General features: G+C 66.1%; 15 protein-coding genes and 1 pseudogene. 9 read left to right on the top strand and 7 right to left on the bottom strand.

The annotated features are described in order from the left end of the window. The 4 genes and pseudogenes from QMZ05_RS21535 to QMZ05_RS21520 all read left to right on the top strand — a co-directional run. A pseudogene (locus QMZ05_RS21535) lies at positions 1-189 on the top strand (hypothetical protein); the annotation flags it as partial. Between the two features lie 125 nt (positions 190-314). Then, positions 315-461 (top strand): hypothetical protein, encoded by a 147-nt coding sequence (locus QMZ05_RS21530; protein WP_245321174.1) that lies wholly within the window; start codon positions 315-317, stop codon positions 459-461. 256 nt (positions 462-717) lie between these two features. Further along, complete coding sequence (locus QMZ05_RS21525) at positions 718-1,635, top strand: SDR family NAD(P)-dependent oxidoreductase (RefSeq protein WP_353702558.1); 918 nt, start codon at positions 718-720, stop codon at positions 1,633-1,635. 2 nt (positions 1,636-1,637) lie between these two features. Continuing rightward, positions 1,638-2,852 carry a TIGR03862 family flavoprotein gene (locus QMZ05_RS21520; RefSeq protein ID WP_353702557.1) on the top strand — a complete coding sequence of 405 codons (1,215 nt, stop codon included), beginning with the start codon at positions 1,638-1,640 and terminating at the stop codon, positions 2,850-2,852. 99 nt (positions 2,853-2,951) lie between these two features. On the opposite strand, the gene QMZ05_RS21515 is transcribed toward QMZ05_RS21520, so the two are convergent. Next, positions 2,952-4,169 carry an MFS transporter gene (locus tag QMZ05_RS21515; protein WP_353702556.1) on the bottom strand — a complete coding sequence of 406 codons (1,218 nt, stop codon included), beginning with the start codon at positions 4,167-4,169 and terminating at the stop codon, positions 2,952-2,954. 93 nt (positions 4,170-4,262) lie between these two features. On the opposite strand from QMZ05_RS21515, the gene QMZ05_RS21510 reads away from it, so the two are divergent. Continuing rightward, positions 4,263-5,165, top strand: coding sequence for a LysR family transcriptional regulator (locus QMZ05_RS21510; protein ID WP_353702555.1), 903 nt, complete (start codon positions 4,263-4,265; stop codon positions 5,163-5,165). Positions 5,166-5,262: 97 nt separating this feature from the next. Here QMZ05_RS21510 and QMZ05_RS21505 read toward each other — a convergent pair whose 3' ends face one another. The 3 genes from QMZ05_RS21505 to QMZ05_RS21495 form a co-directional block, all read right to left on the bottom strand. Next, positions 5,263-6,342, bottom strand: a complete 1,080-nt coding sequence (locus QMZ05_RS21505; RefSeq protein ID WP_353702554.1) for a D-TA family PLP-dependent enzyme — start codon at positions 6,340-6,342, stop codon at positions 5,263-5,265. A gap of 123 nt (positions 6,343-6,465) precedes the next feature. Continuing rightward, the gene (locus tag QMZ05_RS21500; protein WP_353702553.1) at positions 6,466-8,283 is read right to left on the bottom strand and encodes an ABC-F family ATP-binding cassette domain-containing protein; all 1,818 of its coding nucleotides are present in this window, start codon (positions 8,281-8,283) and stop codon (positions 6,466-6,468) included. Positions 8,284-8,287: 4 nt separating this feature from the next. Further along, on the bottom strand, positions 8,288-8,785 hold the full coding sequence (locus tag QMZ05_RS21495; protein ID WP_353702552.1) for a YaiI/YqxD family protein: 498 nt from the start codon (positions 8,783-8,785) through the stop codon (positions 8,288-8,290). Between the two features lie 134 nt (positions 8,786-8,919). On the opposite strand from QMZ05_RS21495, the gene QMZ05_RS21490 reads away from it, so the two are divergent. After that, entirely contained in the window at positions 8,920-9,723 is an 804-nt protein-coding gene (locus tag QMZ05_RS21490; protein WP_353702551.1) for a hypothetical protein, read from the top strand. Positions 9,724-9,883: 160 nt separating this feature from the next. On the opposite strand, the gene QMZ05_RS21485 is transcribed toward QMZ05_RS21490, so the two are convergent. Beyond that, on the bottom strand, positions 9,884-12,256 hold the full coding sequence (locus tag QMZ05_RS21485) for a xanthine dehydrogenase family protein molybdopterin-binding subunit (protein ID WP_353702550.1): 2,373 nt from the start codon (positions 12,254-12,256) through the stop codon (positions 9,884-9,886). A gap of 220 nt (positions 12,257-12,476) precedes the next feature. Between QMZ05_RS21485 and QMZ05_RS21480 the strand changes: the two genes are divergently transcribed. From QMZ05_RS21480 to QMZ05_RS21470, 3 genes are all read left to right on the top strand, one after another. After that, positions 12,477-13,520, top strand: coding sequence for a Ppx/GppA phosphatase family protein (locus QMZ05_RS21480; protein ID WP_353702549.1), 1,044 nt, complete (start codon positions 12,477-12,479; stop codon positions 13,518-13,520). Between the two features lie 222 nt (positions 13,521-13,742). Further along, positions 13,743-14,438 (top strand): RlmE family RNA methyltransferase, encoded by a 696-nt coding sequence (locus QMZ05_RS21475; protein ID WP_353702548.1) that lies wholly within the window; start codon positions 13,743-13,745, stop codon positions 14,436-14,438. 247 nt (positions 14,439-14,685) lie between these two features. Further along, on the top strand, positions 14,686-15,522 hold the full coding sequence (locus tag QMZ05_RS21470; protein WP_353702547.1) for a Crp/Fnr family transcriptional regulator: 837 nt from the start codon (positions 14,686-14,688) through the stop codon (positions 15,520-15,522). A gap of 25 nt (positions 15,523-15,547) precedes the next feature. Here the strand turns inward: QMZ05_RS21470 and QMZ05_RS21465 are convergent, their stop codons facing one another. Both QMZ05_RS21465 and QMZ05_RS21460 read right to left on the bottom strand, forming a co-directional pair. Then, positions 15,548-15,745 carry a hypothetical protein gene (locus QMZ05_RS21465; RefSeq protein ID WP_279709083.1) on the bottom strand — a complete coding sequence of 66 codons (198 nt, stop codon included), beginning with the start codon at positions 15,743-15,745 and terminating at the stop codon, positions 15,548-15,550. Between the two features lie 115 nt (positions 15,746-15,860). After that, entirely contained in the window at positions 15,861-16,316 is a 456-nt protein-coding gene (locus QMZ05_RS21460) for a phasin family protein (RefSeq protein WP_353702546.1), read from the bottom strand. Between the last annotated feature and the right edge of the window lie 98 nt (positions 16,317-16,414).

The following is a 16,414-nucleotide window of genomic DNA, read 5'->3' as shown; positions in this document are numbered from 1 at the left end:
GGAGATCTGCCTCCTCAACGGCGACAACATCCCATTCATCGCGCGCCGCTCAAAGACTTCTTCAACAGCCTGCTAGAGCGTTTTCCAGCGACGTGGACACCGGTTCGCGTGAAGAAAACGCGTCCGAACTGGAATTTAGAGCCCCGTTCCGATTCAATCGGAACGGGGCTCTGTCAGATGGTTGAGTAACTCCACCTTTCGTACAAGCAGGAGAGGTGGAGCGAGCCCGCCTCGTCCAAGTAGTGCATTGACGGCTTCGATCCCTGGTGTCCATCATGTCGCCTCTAGGCGGTGCGGTCCCGGGAGTGGCAGCCATGGTGCAGAACATCGTCGCCGGACTAGTCGTAGTCGGTTTGCTTCTGATTGGCTCGATGAGCTACGCCCAGGAGCATCACGAGTGCTGGAGCGGGCACCTGCTCAAAAGCCTGAAGCCCTGCGGATCGATGACCCCTGCGGTCTAACGCGGCCCCCTTGGCCGGTCAGTGCCGCACTTGACCCGGCCATCCATCGCTGCTCAAAAGTCCCCAACCTTTTCATGCCGCTCGGGCATGCACCCCCTCCCCTTGTGGGAGAGGGTGGCGAAATCGAGCGGAGCGAGATGAAGCCGGGTGAGGGGTCTCTCTCCGCGTGCTCATCCGTGGAGAGAACCCCTCATCCGGCGCGCTTGCGCGCCACCTTCTCCCACAAGGGGAGAAGGGAAGAACAGGAATTTACGGCATGGCAATCAGGTTTGACGGACGCGTCGCTATCGTCACCGGCGCGGGCAATGGTCTTGGGCGGGCGCATGCGCTGGGGCTCGCCAGCCGCGGCGCCAAGGTCGTGGTCAACGATTTCGGCGGCGCGCGCGACGGCACCGGCGGTTCGCTGTCGCCGGCCGAGACCGTGGTCGAGGAGATCCGGAAAGCGGGCGGCACCGCGATGGCCGACGGCGCCGATGTCTCGAATTTCGAGCAGGTCACCGCGATGGTCGAGCGCGCCACCAAGGAATGGGGCAGCGTCGATCTCTTGTGCGCCAATGCCGGTATCCTGCGCGACAAGTCGTTTGCCAAGATGGAGGTCGCCGACTGGGCGAAGGTGCTCGACGTGCATCTCACCGGCACCTTTTACTGCTGCAAGGCGGTGTGGGCCGGCATGCGCGAGCGCAACTACGGCCGCATCGTGCTGACGACCTCGTCATCCGGCCTGTTCGGCAATTTCGGCCAGGGCAATTACGGTGCAGCGAAGGCCGGCATGGTCGGCCTGATGAACGTGCTCGCCGAAGAGGGCCGCAAGAACAACATCAAGGTCAACACCATCTCGCCGACGGCGGCGACCCGCATGACCGAGGAACTGCTGCCGCCGCAGGCGCTCCAGCTGATGAAGCCGGAAGCGATCACGCCGGCGGTCGAATTCCTGCTCAGCGAGGATGCGCCGACCCGCACCATCATGGGCGCCGGCGCCGGCTCGTTCGCGGTGATCCGCGTGCTGGAGACCGAAGGCGTCAACCTGCCGCAGTCGGAGTGGACGCCGGACGGCGTCGCCGCGCATTTTGCCGCGATCAGCGACATGTCGACCGCGAAGGCGCTGCAGGGCGCGTTCGAGCAGACGCAGAAGTATGTCGCCCAGGCCGCCGCGCGAGCCGGGATCAAGCTCTGAGCATGACCGTCGCCGTCATCGGAGCCGGCCCCGCCGGCCTGATGGCGGCGGAGGTGCTTGCGGCTGGCGGTGCACCGGTCACCGTCTACGACGCGATGCCGTCGGCCGGCCGCAAGTTCCTGATGGCCGGGCGCGGCGGGCTCAATCTCACCCACTCCGAGCCGCTGCCGGATTTCCTTGCGCGCTATCGCGAGGCGATGCCGCACCTCAAAGCCGCAGTCGAGGCGTTTCCGCCCGACAGCTTGCGCGCCTGGTGCGCGGCGCTGGGCGAGCCGACGTTTGTCGGCAGCAGCGGCCGCGTGTTCCCCAAGGCGTTCAAGGCCTCGCCTCTGCTGCGCGCCTGGCTGCGGCGGCTCAATGCTGCGGGGGTTGCATTCGCATTTCGGCATCGCTGGATCGGATGGGACGCGCAGGGCGCACTGCTGTTCGAGACGCCCGACGGCCCACGCGCGGTCAATGCTGACGCGACCGTGCTGGCGCTCGGCGGCGCGAGCTGGCCGCGGCTCGGCTCGGATGGCGCCTGGGCGGAGCTCCTTGCGGCCAAGGGCGTTGCCGTCGCCCTGATGCGACCGGCCAATTCCGGCTTCACCGTCGCGTGGTCGAATATCTTCCGCGACCGATTTGAGGGGCAGCCGCTCAAGGGCGTCGCCCTCACGATCGGGCGGCACACCGTGCGCGGTGAGGCTGTCGTCACCCGCACGGGCATCGAAGGCGGCGCCATCTATGCGCTGTCGGCGGAATTGCGCGAGGCGGTGCTGGGTATCGGGCAGGCGACGCTGACGATCGCGCTGCGGCCGGACCTCGACGCCGCCGCGCTGACCACCCGCCTGTCCGGGACGCGCGGCAAGCAGTCGCTCTCGAATTTCCTGCGCAAGGCGGCGCAACTCTCTCCGGTTGGCATCGGCCTGATGCAGGAGGCGGCGATTGCGTCTGGCCGGCCACTGACATCGTTCTCGCCGGCAGAGCTCGCACAGCTGATCAACGCGATTCCGGTTCAGCTCACGGGCATCGCGCCGATCGATCGCGCGATCTCGACCGCGGGCGGGATCGCGTTCAGCGAGCTCGACGCGCATTTCATGCTGCGCAAACTGCCCGGTGCCTTCGCCGCCGGTGAGATGCTCGATTGGGAAGCGCCGACCGGCGGCTATCTGTTGCAGGCATCGTTCGCGACCGGTGTGGCCGCCGGGAAGGGCGCGTTGCAATGGTTGAAGTCGTAGCTTCGTAGGATGGGTGGAGCGAAGCGATACCCATCATGGTGCCGCGCTGGAAAAGGTTGATGGGTATCGCTGCGCTCCACCCATCATACGAGATGCGGCTCATTCCGAGCCGGTCTTCGTTGCGATGTCGGTGATGAAGCCGAGCAGGCCGAACGTGGCGGCGACCGTGCAGACCGCCGTCCATCCACCATAACTCCACGCCGTGGACGCAGCCGCTGCGCCGACCGCGCCGCCGATGAAGAACAGCGCCACGAACAGGCCGTTGATCCGGCCGCGCGCCTCCGGCTGCAACAGATTGACGGCGCGGCGGCCGAGCGTCTGGTCGGTGGTGATGCCGAAATCGAGCAGCACGGCGCCGACACCAAGCAGCGAGAGAGCCGCGATCCGCGACTCGATCATGCCGGCCCAGGCGCACAGCGCGAGCGCACTGGCGATGAGAAGGTGCGAGACGATCAGCAACGGCCGCGCGAAGCCTCTGTCGCCCCAGCGCCCGGCGATCGGTGTCGCTGCCGCCCCGGCGACGCCGATCAGCGCGAACAGCGCGATCCCCTTGGCATCGAGCTTGAACGGCGCGTCCGGCAGACGCAGCGCCACCGCGGCCCAGAACGCGGTGAACGATGCCATCACCAGCGCCGCGGTCCAGGATCGGACGCGCAGCACCGGCTCCTCGCGCAGCAGCTTGGGAAATGAGCGCAGCAGCGCGCCGTAGCTGACCTTCGCGGCAGGCTGCAAGATCGGCAGATAGCGCGCCAACGCGCCGGCGAGCACCGTCATCAACACGGCCGAGGTGAGATAGTAGCCGCGCCAGTTCCAGCTGTCGGCGATCAGGCTCGCCGCCGGCCGCGACAGCAGGATGCCGATCATCAACCCGCTCATGACATCGCCGATCGCCTGGCCCCGGCGCTCCGGCGGCACCATCGACGCCACCAGCGGCACCACCATCTGGATCGCGGCGCAGGACGCGCCGAGGATGAAGGTTGCGGCGAGCAGGATCAGCGGCGTCGGCGCCATCGCTGTGCCGAGCGCGGCAACGATGGCGCAGGCCAGCGTGCGCAGGATCAGCCGCTTGTTCTCGACGAGGTCGACCAGCGGCACCAGCAGCAACAGCCCGAGCGCGTAGCCGAGCAGGGTCAGCGTCGAGATCAGGCCGGCCTGCAGCTCGGTCATGCCGAGCGAGCGGCCCATCAGGCCAACCAGGATCTGCGGGGCAAACAGGTTGGTGACGACGGTGCCGGTCGTGATGGCGCCGATCCAGATCAGGGGACGCACCGAGACGGTGCGGGCCGGGGAGAGTTTGGTGGCTTCGGAAATGGTCATGGGACCTCGCGAGGAAGTGGCGAGGCCCCCTTTAGGGGATCGGGCTAATATGCTACAATTCAAATAAGATGATGAAGAATATGCGAGATTGTTATGAACACCCATGACCTCGTGGCGTTCGTCGCCGTGGTGGAGACCGGATCGATCGTCGCGGCCTCCGCGCGGTTGAACCTGACCCAGCCCGGCGTGACGCGGCGGATCCAGAATCTCGAGGAGATGCTGGGCGCGCAGCTCTTGGACCGGCTGTCGAAGCCGCTGAAGCCGACGGCGGCGGGCGTCGAGGCCTATGAGCAGGGCCGCCGCGTGCTGCGCATGCTCGACGACCTCAAGTCAGGCGTCGCCAATGACGGCGTGGTGCGCGGCGAGTTCAGGCTCGGGCTGACGCCGTTCTTGTCGGAGGCCGGGCTCACGGGTCCGCTCGATGCGGTGCGCGGCGAATTTCCCGCGCTTGCGTTGCGCGTGGTCTCGGGCTGGTCGCCCAATCACATGGAGCGGGTCAGCCGCAACGAGCTCGACGCCGCTGCAATCTGCCTGCCCGACGGCACCGCGCCGCCCGACGATCTCGCCGCCTCCGATCTCGGCGCGCAGCCGGTGGTGTTCGTCGTCGCGCGCGAGATGAAGACGCCGAAGTTCGTCGACCTCGAATGGCTGTCGCGAACGGGGTGGGTGATCAACCAGGATGGCTGCGGTTTTCGCCAGACCTTGAAGCGGCATTTCGATGCGGCGCATCTGCCGTTCAATATCGCGGTCGAGGCGCTCGACAGCGAGCTGCGCCTGTCGCTGGTGGCGCGCGGGCTCGGCATCGGCCTCGTCACGCCGGTGGCGCTGAAACGAAGCCCGATCCGCAGCCGGCTGAAGATCGTGAAGATCGCGGATTTCAATCCGGCGGTGCGGGCCTGGATCGTGCACCGCCCGCCCGCCGGCCGCCTGGCGCGGCCGATCGAGGTATTTCGCTCCGCGCTGGATCAGGAGTTGCAGGCGCTGATCAGCGGGTAGCTGCGTAGGATGGGTGGAGCGAAGCGATACCCATCATCTCGCCACGCGGTCCAAAGCGATGGGTATCGCTGCGCTCCACCCATCCTACCGAACGCGGCTAGCGCAACTTGCCCCTTGCCGTCACCGGCAACGCGCCGATGATCTCGTCGCCGCGCACCATCACGACCTCGTCCATCATGTTGACGACGACGCAGACGTGATTGGGCACGATCCGCACGACGTCGCCGACATTCGGCCGGGTGTTGCTGCGCGAGAGGTCGAGGAAGCCGTGCTCCTCGGCGAAGCGGGCGATCTTGGCTTCGGGATGTTCGAGGATCAGGCCGTGGCCTTCGAGGCCGCCGGTGTCAGACGTCAGCGTCTTGGAGCCGGCATCGAGGATGCCGCGCTCGGGGCCGGCGCGGCTGACGACGGTGGAATAGATGTGCAGCGCGCAATCGTCCCAGGTCGCGACGCCGGCGGCGACCTGCATGCGGTCGTTGTAGATGTAGGTGCCGAAGCGGTGCTCGGTGCCGCCCTTCAGTCTGCCGAGATTGACCAGGTTCGGCGTGCCACCGGTCGAGACGATGGCAGCATCGAGGCCGTGGGCGCGCACGCCGGCCAGCGCCTCGTCGTAGAATTTCTGCGCATCCGCCCAGCCGGTCTCGGTCGGATACAGCATGAAGCCCGCGAAGCTCAGGCCCTCGGAGGCCGCGATCTCGCGCGCCAGCGCAATCGCCTCGGCCGGGGTTTCGACGCCGGCGCGCTTGCGACCGGTGTCGCATTCGACCACGACGGAGAGCGGGCGGCCGGAGGCCGCGGCGGCCTTCGGCAGATCGCCGATCACGACGGAATTATCCGCGGCGACGGTGACGTTGGCCTTGCCTTGCAGTGCGCCGAGCCGCGCCATCTTCTCGTCGCCGAGCAGATTGTAGCTGATCAGGATGTCATCGATGCCGCTATCGGCCATGATCTCGGCCTCGCCGAGCTTCTGGCAGGTGATGCCCTTGGCACCGGCCTTGATCTGCAGCTGCGCCAGCATCGGGTTCTTGTGCGTCTTGATGTGCGGGCGGTTGGCGACGCCGGCCTCGTCGCAGGCTTTCTGGATGCGCGCGATGTTGCGCTCGACCCGGTCCATGTCGATCACGGCGCAGGGCGTGCCGTATTCCCTAGCGATCTTGGCGGCGAGGGGCGTGGTCATCGGGTCAACTCCAGTTATTTCCGTCATTGCGAGCGGAGCGAAGCAATCCATCCCTCCGCATCTGCGGAGCCATGGATTGCTTCGTCGCTTCGCTCCTCGCAATGACGATCATTTCCATGTGCATCAAGCCTGTTCGATCTCTTCGCGCAGCACTTCGAGCTCGAGCCAGCGGTCCTCGGCGGCGGCGAGGTCTTCCTGCGCCTTGGCAATCGCCGCTGAAGCCGCGTCGAATTTCTTGCGATCCTTTGCATAGAGATCGGGATCGTCGAGCAGCTTCTGCTGCTTGGCGATCTCGGCGTGCAGTTTGTCGATCGTCTTCGGCAGCGTCTCCAGCGCGTGCTTCTCGTTGAAGCTCAGCCGGCGCCTCGGTGCGGCTTCGGGTGCGGCGGCCCTGGCTTCCTTCTTCTCCTCAGTCGGGGCGTCCGCCTTCACCGTTTCGCGCTTCACATCAGTGCCGCGCTGCGCCAGCATGTCGCTGTAGCCGCCGGCATATTCGATCCAGCGTCCCTGGCCCTCGGGCACGATCACCGACGTCACCACGCGGTCGATGAAGTCGCGGTCGTGGCTGATCAGGATCACCGTGCCCTCGTAGTCGCCGAGCATGTCCTCAAGCACGTCGAGGGTTTCGAGGTCGAGGTCGTTGGTCGGTTCGTCCAGGATCAAGAGGTTCGAAGGCTTGGCCAGCGCCCGCGCCAGCATCAGCCGGCCACGCTCGCCGCCGGAGAGCGCCTCCAGCGGCGTGCCGCGCTGCTCCTGCGCGAACAGGAAGTCCTTCATGTAGCCGATGACGTGCTTCGACTTGTCGCCGACCATGACGTGATCGCCGCGGCCGCCGGTCAAGGCTTCGGCCAAGGTCAGCTTCGGATCGAGGCTCTCGCGGTGCTGGTCGAGCGTCGCCATCTCGATATTGGCGCCCAGCCGCACCGAACCGGAATCAGGCGGATCGTTGCCGATCAAGAGATGCACCAGCGTGGTCTTGCCGGCGCCGTTGGGACCTACGATGCCGACGCGGTCGCCTCGCTGGATCCGGGTCGAGAAAGCGTCGACGATCTTGCGCTCGCCATAGGCCTTCGCGATGCTCTTCGCCTCGATCACCAGCCGGCCGGACTTGTCGGCCTCGGCGGCGGCGAGCGTGGCGTTGCCGGTGGCACCGCGATAGTTGCGGCGCTGATCGCGCAGGGCATGCAGATTGCCGAGCCGCTTGACGTTGCGCTTGCGGCGGCCGGATACGCCATAGCGCAGCCAGTGCTCCTCGTTGACGATCTTGCGGTCGAGCTTGTGCTGCTCGCGCTCTTCCTCCGCCAGCACCTCGTCGCGCCACGCCTCGAAGGCGCCGAAGCCGCGCTCGATCTGCCTGATCTGGCCGCGATCGAGCCAGGCCGTGGTGCGCGACAGATTGGTCAGGAAGCGGCGGTCGTGGCTGATCAGCACCAGCGCGCAGCGCCGGCTCTCCAGTTCGCCTTCGAGCCATTCGATGGTCGGCAGGTCGAGGTGGTTGGTCGGCTCGTCGAGCAGCAGGATATCGGGCGAGGGCGCCAGCACCCGCGCCAGCGCAGCGCGGCGCGCCTCGCCGCCGGAGACGTGCGCCGGATCTTCCTCGCCGGTCAGCCCAAGCTGTTCGAGCAGATAGCGCGCCTGGTAGTGGTCGTCGCCGGGGCCAAGGCCGGCCTCGACATAGGCCAGCGTCGACTTGTGCTCGCCGAAATCAGGCTCCTGCGGCAGATAGCGGATGGTGGCGCCGGGCTGCACGAAGCGGCTGCCGCCATCAGGCTCGACCAGGCCGGCCGCGATCCGCAGCAGCGTCGATTTGCCGGAGCCGTTGCGGCCGATCAGGCAGACGCGCTCGCCCGCGGAGACCGACAGCTCGACGCCTGACAGCAGCGGCGTGCCGCCGAAGGTCAGGCTGATGTCCTTGAGCTGGATCAGAGGAGGCGGAGCCATCGCGCTAACTCCCGTTCGCAGGCGCCTGCTCGGCGCGGCGGCGCTGAATGCGGCGGATGGTCTGGTCGAGCGTCGACAGGAAATTGGAACGGTCGCGCGGCGAATAGGATTTCGGCCCGCCGGTGATCTCGCCCGACGAACGCAGATCGGTCATCAAATTGCGCACCGCCAGCGTCATGCCGATCGACTGTTCGGTGAACGGCTTGCCGTTCGGTGCGATCACGTCAGCGCCGGCTTTCACGCAGCGGCTCGCCAGCGGAATGTCCGCGGTGATCACGACGTCGCCCTCATGCGCGCGTTCGGCGATCCAGTCGTCGGCCGCATCCATGCCGGAACCGGCGGCGATGCGCTCGATCAGCGGATCCCGCGGCACGCGGATGAAATTGCCGGCGACCACGCTGACGGGCACGCCGAGCCGGATCGCGACGCGATAGATCTCGTCCTTCACCGGACAGGCGTCGGCGTCGACATAGATGCGGGTTAGGGCGGGGGTTTCAGTCATCGATTCCGGGTTCGCAGGCACGGCCTGCGTGTACTCCATGGTGCGGAAAATTGCGAGCAAAACGAGAGGCTTGTCACGCTGCCCGGTTCGACTACGATTGCCTTAGAAAAACAACCGAAATAAGGGGAAACCCCATGCCTTCGACGACGCCTGCGCAGACCTACCGCGTCTCGGCCTACAACACCTCGAAACTGTCCGAGAACAAGATCCACGACGACACGGTGGCGCGGAAGTTCGGCTTTTCCGGTGGGCTGGTGCCCGGCGTCGATGTGATGGCCTACATGATGCATCTGCCGGTGGAGAAATGGGGCCGCGATTTCCTCGCGCGCGGCCTGATCGAGGCGCGTTTCGTCAAGCCGGTCTATGACGGCGAGATCGCGGAATTGACCGGCCAGGAGACCGGCAATGGTCTGTCGATCGAGCTCCATAGCCGCGGCGAGCCCTGCGCCACCGGAACCGCATCGCTGCCGGCGTCCGCGCCGACATTCGTGCTCGACGACTACAAGCAGGTTGCTGCGGTTGCCGAACGCAAGCCGGTCAGCGCGTCGTCCTATGAAGAGGGCAAGTGGCTCGGCGTCATCCCGCGCGACTGGTCCGGCGACGCTGCCAAGGAGTATCTCGCCGACATCAGGGAGACCGACCCGATCTACTTACGTGAAGGTCTCGGGCATCCCGGCCTGCTGCCGCGGGTGATGAACAAGGTGCTGGTCGACAATGCGATCCTCGGGCCGTGGATCCATGTCGGCACCCGCATGCAGCTGTTATCGGCGGGCAAGATCGGCGACGAGTTGACGGCGCGCGCCAAGGTGACCGGCAATTACGACAAGAAGGGTCACCGTTTCGTCGAGCTCGACGCGCTGGTGCTCGGCAACGGCAAGCCGCTCGCGCATTGCTGGCACATCGCGATCACCCAGCCCCGCGAGCAGGCGGCGGCTTAGGGAAGGGGCGTGCCGTTTCCCACTTGACCGGTGTCATACCCCGCGCATGCGGGGTATCCAGTACGCCGCGGCTTCTCGGCTCAACAACAGCTGCCTCTGGAATACTGGATCACCCGCTTTCGCGGGTGATGACAGTTGTATGCGTTGTGACAGTGCGCCCTTACGCCGCGTTCGCCTTGGCATCCTGGATCGCGCGCCAGACGCGCTCCGGCGTCAGCGGCATGTTGATGTGCTTGATGCCGTATTCCGACAGCGCGTCGACCACGGCGTTGACGATGCAGACGAGGCTGCCGGCGCAGCCGGCTTCGCCGCAGCCCTTGGTGCCGAGCGGATTGGATTTCGCCGGCGAGGGGTGATCGCCGACCTGCATCGAGGGTACGTCGCCGGCGCGCGGCAGCGCGTAGTCCATGAACGAGCCGGTGATCGGCTGGCCCGAGGCGTCGTAGCTGACTTCCTCCATCAGCGCCTGGCCGATGCCCTGCGCGACGCCGCCATGCAGCTGGCCCGCGACGATCATCGGATTGACCACGACGCCGAAATCGTTGACCGCCGAGTAGCGCACGATCCGCGTCACGCCGGTGTCGGGATCGATCTCGACCTCGGCGACGTGACAGCCGTTCGGGAAGGTCGACGCGGTCTCCTTGGTGGCGTGGTCGACGTCGAGCGTATCAGGCGTGCCCTCGGGCATCTTGCCGGCGCGCATCCGTTCGGCGAGCTCCATGATGCCGATCGAGCGGTCGGTGCCGGCGATGGTGAAGCGGCCCTGGCCGAATTCGATGTCGGCCTCGGAAGCCTCCAGCATATGCGCGGCGGCCTTCTTGCCCTTCTCGACGACGAGCGCGGAGGCCTCGACGATCGCCTGCCCGGTCGCGGTGATCGAGCGCGAGCCGCCGGTGCCGTTGCCGAAACGGACGAGATCGCTGTCGCTCTGTTGGAGCGTGATCTTCTCGAAGGGCACCCCTAGCTGGTCGGACAGCACCTGGGCGAACGGCGTGGCGTGGCCCTGGCCGTAATCGAGCGTGCCGGTGGTGAGCTTCACCGAACCGTCGGGCTCGAACGTGATCTTGCCGAGCTCGCCGGACGGCGGCGCGGTGACCTCGAGATAGGAGCCGACGGCGATGCCGCGCAGCTTGCCGCTCTTCTTGCTCTCCTTCTTGCGCTTGGCGAAGTTGTCGTAGTCGGAGATCTCCAGCGCCTTCTGGAACACGCCGGCGAAGTCGCCGCTGTCATAGGTGACGCCGGAGGCGGCCGGGAACGGCAGCTGCGACGGCTTGATGAAGTTGCGCTTGCGCAAGGTGAAGCGGTTGATGCCCATCTCGTCGGCGGCGGCATCGATCAGCCGCTCCATGTAGTAATTGGCCTCGGGCCGGCCGGCGCCGCGATAGGCGCCCATCAGCGTGGTGTTGGTCAAGACCGTCTTGATGTCGACGCCGAGCAGCGGCGTGCGATAGACGCTGGCGAGGTTCTTGCCGGTGTTGAGCGATAGCGGGCCCGGTGCGACGCCGGTGATGTAGGCGCCGAGGTTGCCGTAGCCGGACAGCCGCACCGCGAGGAACTTGCCGTCGGCATCGAGCGCGAGTTCGGCATGGATCAGCTGGGCGCGGCCCTGGCTGTCGGACAGGAAGCTGGTCGAGCGCTCGTCCAGCCACTTCACCGGGCGGCCGAGCTCCCGCGCCGCATGCGCGATGCAGGTGTATTCGGGATAGTTGAGGTTCTTCATCCCGAACGAGCCGCCGACATTGCCGGTGAGGATGCGGACCTTGTCCGCGGGAACGTTGAGCAGGCGCGCCAGGATCGCCTTGTTGCCGGAAACGCCCTGGTTCGGCACTTGCAGCGTGAAGCGCTCGGTCTTCTTGTCGTAATGGGCGAGCGCGACGCGCGGCTCCATCGAGACCACGGCGACGCGGGTGTTGACGATGTCGAGTCTTGTGACGTGCGCGGCGGCAGCGAATGCTGCGTCGATCTTGGCAGTGTCGCCATAGTGGTAGTCGAGCGCGACGTTGTTCGGGATGTTGTCATAGAGCTGCGGCGCGCCGGGCTTCGACGCCTCGGCGGCGTCGGTCACCGCGGGCAGCGGCTCGATATCGACCTCGACCGCCTCGGCCGCATCGCGGGCCTGCGCCGCGGTCTCCGCCACCACAAAGGCGACGGGATCGCCGACGAAGCGCACCTTGTCGGTGACGAGCGCCGGGCGGTTGGTCTGCAGCAGCGGCGAGCCGTCGCGGTTCTTCAGCGGCAGGCCGCAGGTGAACGGCTTGTAGCCGGCGGCCGCGAGGTCGGCGCCGGTCCACACCCCGAGCACGCCCGGCATCGCCTTGGCGGCTTCGGTGTCGATCCCCTTGATGATTCCGTGGGCATGGGAGGAGCGAACCATCCAGCAGATGGCCTGGCTGGGCAGGGAGAAATCGTCGGTGTATTTGCCCTTGCCGCGCACCAGGGTGTCGTCCTCCTTTCGTCGAACGGGCTGTCCGACACCGTATTTTTGCAGTGCGATAGCGTTGTCGAGGGAGGCGGGCGGCGTGTGATCTTGCATCGAAAATGACCTGAAATGCCCGGATTTGCTGGAGTTTGGGGGGCGCAGAGGAGATAACGCACGCCCTCCTTAACGACAACGCCCGATTGGGCATGGACCCAATGTGAACGGAGTTTGCGCAGGGCTTTGACGCTGCTAAAGTTTCTGTGAACGACAATTATTCGGCGGGCCCAAGGATGCCGATGGATTCACCTTGGGGTCCTGCGGAAAGACAGTTTTGATGAACGACCATGTGCGGCTTTGCGACGGCCCTCCGGCCGGCGAAGCCCCGTCAGGGTTGGTTGCGGCAGCCGCGGATACCGGCGTCTACGCCGCACTCGATCTTGGCACCAACAATTGCCGGCTGTTGATAGCCTGTCCCACTGGCGACGGGTTCCGCGTGGTCGACTCCTTCTCGCGGATCATCCGGCTCGGCGAGGGCATCGCCGCGACCGGCTCGATCAGCGAAGCGGCGATCGAGCGCGCGATCGCAGCGCTCGCCATTTGCAGCGACAAGATCCGCTATCGTAAGGCCCGCCGGCTGCGGCTGATCGCCACCGAGGCCTGCCGCGCCGCCGGCAACGCCGAAAGCTTTCGCGCGCGTGTCGCGGCCGCGACCGGCATCGAGCTCGAGGTGATCGATCGCGAGACCGAGGCGACGCTCGCCGTGATCGGCTGCTCGCCGCTGCTCGATCCCAGGGGGCGGGGCGCCATCCTGTTCGACATCGGCGGCGGCTCGACCGAGCTGGTGCGGATCGAGCGCGATCCCGCCGCACCCGATGCGCCGCCGCGCATCAAGGCGTGGATGTCGATTCCGCTTGGCGTCGTGACGCTGGCCGAACATTTCGGCGGCAGGAACGTCACCCGGGATTTGTATGCGCAGATGATCGATGAGGTCGCGCGGCATGTCGCTCCGTTCGCGGCCGAGCACGGCAAGGACCTGCGCGACATGCACATGCTCGGGACCTCGGGCACCGTGACAACGCTCGCCGGCGTCTTCCTCAATCTGTCGCGCTACGACCGCCGCCGCATCGATGGCATCTGGATGAACGATGGCGACGTGTCGGCGACGATCCAGAAGCTGCTCGGCATGAGCTACGAGGCCCGCGTCAACAACAACTGCATCAGCGTCGAGCGGGCCGACCTCGTGCTCGCCGGCTGCGCGATCCTCGATGCGATCCGCAACGCGTTCCCGATGCCGCGGCTCCGGGTCGCCGATCGCGGTCTGCGCGAGGGCATGCTGGTCGAGATGATGCGCGAGGACGGCGCGCTGCGGGCGTGCTAGAGCTTCTCTTGCCTCGCCCCGCTTGCGGGGAGAGGCCGGATCTTACGCGAAGCGCAAGATCCGGGTGAGGGGGACTCTCCACGAGCTCATCTCTCACCTTCTTTGACGAGGCAGCCCCTCACCGTAGCCGACGCTTTGCGTCGGCGTCCTTTTAAGAACGGCGGCCGAAAGGCCGCCTATGCCTCTCCCCGCAAGAGCGGGGCGAGGGAGTAGAGAAGCAGTATGGCGAAAGACACCACCGGGCGGCTGCACGTCACGGTCAAGAGCGGCGGCAAGCGCAAATTGTCGTCAAAACTCTGGCTCGAGCGCCAGCTCAACGATCCCTATGTCGCCAAGGCCAAGGCGATGGGCTACCGCTCGCGCGCGGCCTTCAAGCTGCTCGAGCTCGACGACAAATATCGCCTGCTCAAGCCCGGCATGACCGTGGTCGACCTCGGTGCCGCGCCCGGCGGCTGGAGCCAGATTGCGGCCAAGCGCACCGGTGCCGCCGACGGCAAGGGCAAGGTGGTCGCGATCGATCTCCTGGAGATGGGCGAGATCCCCGGCGTCACCTTCGCGCAGCTCGACTTCCTGGATCACGACGCGCCGGAAAAGCTGATCGCGATGATGGGCGGCCGCGCCGACATCGTGATGTCCGACATGGCCGCCAACACCACGGGCCATCGCAAGACCGATCAGCTGCGCATTATCGGCCTGGTCGAGACCGCCGCGCATTTCGCCGGCGAGGTGCTCAATCCCGGCGGCACGTTCCTGGCAAAAGTGTTCCAGAGCGGCGCCGACGCCGAACTGGTCGGGCAGCTGAAGCGCGATTTCGCCACGGTCCGCCACGTCAAGCCCGCCGCCAGCCGGCAGGACTCCTCGGAGCGCTACGTGCTGGCGACTGGGTTTCGCGGGCAGCAGCCGTTGCGAGGAACGTAGCGACGAAGCAATCCGTCCAGATGCGCGGTGGGATGGATTGCCTTCGGGCTGGGTACCACCGAGGTCCGGCGATGCGTGGGGTGGTGCCCCGGAAGAAGGGGACGCGGACCAAGCTGAAGCTGTTGGAACTCTTTCCCCTGCGGCGTATTCTATTTTCCCGGCGCGGTCTGTTCGTTGCGTATCTCAGCCTGACGCCACCGCGGAATCTGTGCAACGAGCCGCGCCTCCGTCTGGGAGATGTCCCGCGATGGAGTACAGGACGCGCATAGGCAATCGTCTTCTGGCTGAGCTGCCGCACGCAGATTTCGATCTGCTTGTGCCTCATCTACGCAAAGTATCGCTCGAACGTGACCTCGTGCTGGTGCGGTCGGGCGACCCCGTCGAACAGATCTATTTCCCGTGCACGGCATTGATCGCGTTCGTCATGGACATGCCGAACGGACAGGCCGTCGCGACCACGATGGTCGGCAACGAAGGTGCGGCGGGCATCCTGTCGACGCTGCGGCCGGTCCGTTCGCCGATGACGGCGGTGGTTCGCGTCGCCGGTACGGCATGGCAAATCTCCCCGGCGCGGTTCCAGGCGGCGCTCGTGCGAAGCCACGCACTCGCGGATGCGGTGCAGCTCCATATGCGATCGTTGCTGGTGCAGTTCCAGCACATGGCGGCGTGCAATGCGCTGCACTCGGTGGAAGCCCGTCTGGCCCGTTGGCTGCTGCAGATTCACGACCAGATCGGCCAGGACACACTCCCGCTGACGCAGGAGACGCTGTCGGAATTGCTGGGCGTCAGGCGGACGACCGTAACCCACGTCGTGCAGAAGCTTCGCGCATCGGGGGCGATCCGGTCCAACCGACGCAGCTCGATTGAGGTCGACAGGCAGGGCCTCGAAGCGGCGGCCTGCGAATGCTACGAAATCATGCGGGACAGGATCGATCGCATCGTTTCGGCCGAAGGATTGAAACCGTCCGGTCGCGGTGCCGCGGCGCATGGGCCGAAGCGTTCGCACGCTCAACCATGGGCCAATGGCGACAAGGTTCAGGCACATCCGCATGTGGCGGGGGCCTCGCGATCACGCAGCCATTGATCAACCTGTCAGGCGGGCGTGGGCGTCAGGACGCCTCGAGCATCCGCTCGCCGGGTTCGTCGACCCAGGCGTCCTTGGCAAACCATTCGTGGGTGGCCCGGCAGATCGTGCAGTAGGTGCGCGAAAAGAACACCGTGCTGCAGCGAAACGTCTCGCGGTCGGCTTTCTTGTCGGTTGTGATCGCGCGGCCTGTCCGCGGACATCTGATCATGATCACGCCCACGGCGTCCTCCTCCAATGTCAGGTATTGCCGGATCCGCGCCCCTCGGCTGGACGGCGTCTCTTCTTGGGGGAGACGCTCGTTCCAGCCGGGGCTCCGGGAGCGGGGGGCTTGCTCCTCAGGAAGCTGTCTTCAACGCCCTTGCAAGGCTCTTCTTGAGCGGCTCGGAGGTCTCGGTCGCGACCTTCCTGGTGAGCTCCCAAAGCTCCTTGTTCTGCGCGGTGGTGACCTCGAAATTCCTGCGGCCATGCTCGGCCGAAAGCTGCATCGCTTCCGACAGTGACCTGGTGCCGGCAAGATCGGCCACGAAAGCGAGGGCCGAACTGGCGTTGGTGCTCGTGATCTCGACCAGCTTGGCTGCGTAATCCGCGGTGCCGCTGGCATTGATCGAATAGGCTTCCTTGAGCAGGAGGGTGATCTCTGCCGAGGCCTCCTTGACCTTCTCGAACTGTTCTTTTGCGCGCGTCGCATTTTGCTGGGCGATGCCCTGGAAGGCCTTGGGGAAGGCAAACAGGGGCACGCCGAAGCCGACTTTCGGATTGTCGTTCACTTCGTTCGTATGTGCGTCACTCACTGGCTCTGATCCTTTCAAGCGAAACTTAATCGAGGAAAATCCGGACCTTCCGTGGCGCATGGACGCCACGGAAGGGAATCCGGAGCGCTTCCTCCTGC

Source organism: Bradyrhizobium sp. INPA03-11B (assembly GCF_040446015.1).
GTDB lineage: Bacteria > Pseudomonadota > Alphaproteobacteria > Rhizobiales > Xanthobacteraceae > Bradyrhizobium > Bradyrhizobium macuxiense_A.
The sequence above is the reverse complement of the archived record's forward strand: the minus strand, read 5'-3'. Positions and strand labels throughout refer to the sequence as shown.

Excerpts from the sequence above, each read along its gene's own strand:
- QMZ05_RS21475 (WP_353702548.1), top strand. The coding sequence starts at position 13,743 with ATGGCGAAAGACACCACCGGGCGGCTGCACGTCACGGTCAAGAGCGGC.
- QMZ05_RS21525 (WP_353702558.1), top strand. The coding sequence starts at position 718 with ATGGCAATCAGGTTTGACGGACGCGTCGCTATCGTCACCGGCGCGGGC.
- QMZ05_RS21520 (WP_353702557.1), top strand. The coding sequence starts at position 1,638 with ATGACCGTCGCCGTCATCGGAGCCGGCCCCGCCGGCCTGATGGCGGCG.
- QMZ05_RS21495 (WP_353702552.1), bottom strand. The coding sequence starts at position 8,785 with ATGACTGAAACCCCCGCCCTAACCCGCATCTATGTCGACGCCGACGCC.
- QMZ05_RS21505 (WP_353702554.1), bottom strand. The coding sequence starts at position 6,342 with ATGACCACGCCCCTCGCCGCCAAGATCGCTAGGGAATACGGCACGCCC.
- QMZ05_RS21480 (WP_353702549.1), top strand. The coding sequence starts at position 12,477 with ATGAACGACCATGTGCGGCTTTGCGACGGCCCTCCGGCCGGCGAAGCC.
- QMZ05_RS21490 (WP_353702551.1), top strand. The coding sequence starts at position 8,920 with ATGCCTTCGACGACGCCTGCGCAGACCTACCGCGTCTCGGCCTACAAC.
- QMZ05_RS21500 (WP_353702553.1), bottom strand. The coding sequence starts at position 8,283 with ATGGCTCCGCCTCCTCTGATCCAGCTCAAGGACATCAGCCTGACCTTC.
- QMZ05_RS21470 (WP_353702547.1), top strand. The coding sequence starts at position 14,686 with ATGGAGTACAGGACGCGCATAGGCAATCGTCTTCTGGCTGAGCTGCCG.
- QMZ05_RS21515 (WP_353702556.1), bottom strand. The coding sequence starts at position 4,169 with ATGACCATTTCCGAAGCCACCAAACTCTCCCCGGCCCGCACCGTCTCG.
- QMZ05_RS21485 (WP_353702550.1), bottom strand. The coding sequence starts at position 12,256 with ATGCAAGATCACACGCCGCCCGCCTCCCTCGACAACGCTATCGCACTG.
- QMZ05_RS21530 (WP_245321174.1), top strand. The coding sequence starts at position 315 with ATGGTGCAGAACATCGTCGCCGGACTAGTCGTAGTCGGTTTGCTTCTG.
- QMZ05_RS21510 (WP_353702555.1), top strand. The coding sequence starts at position 4,263 with ATGAACACCCATGACCTCGTGGCGTTCGTCGCCGTGGTGGAGACCGGA.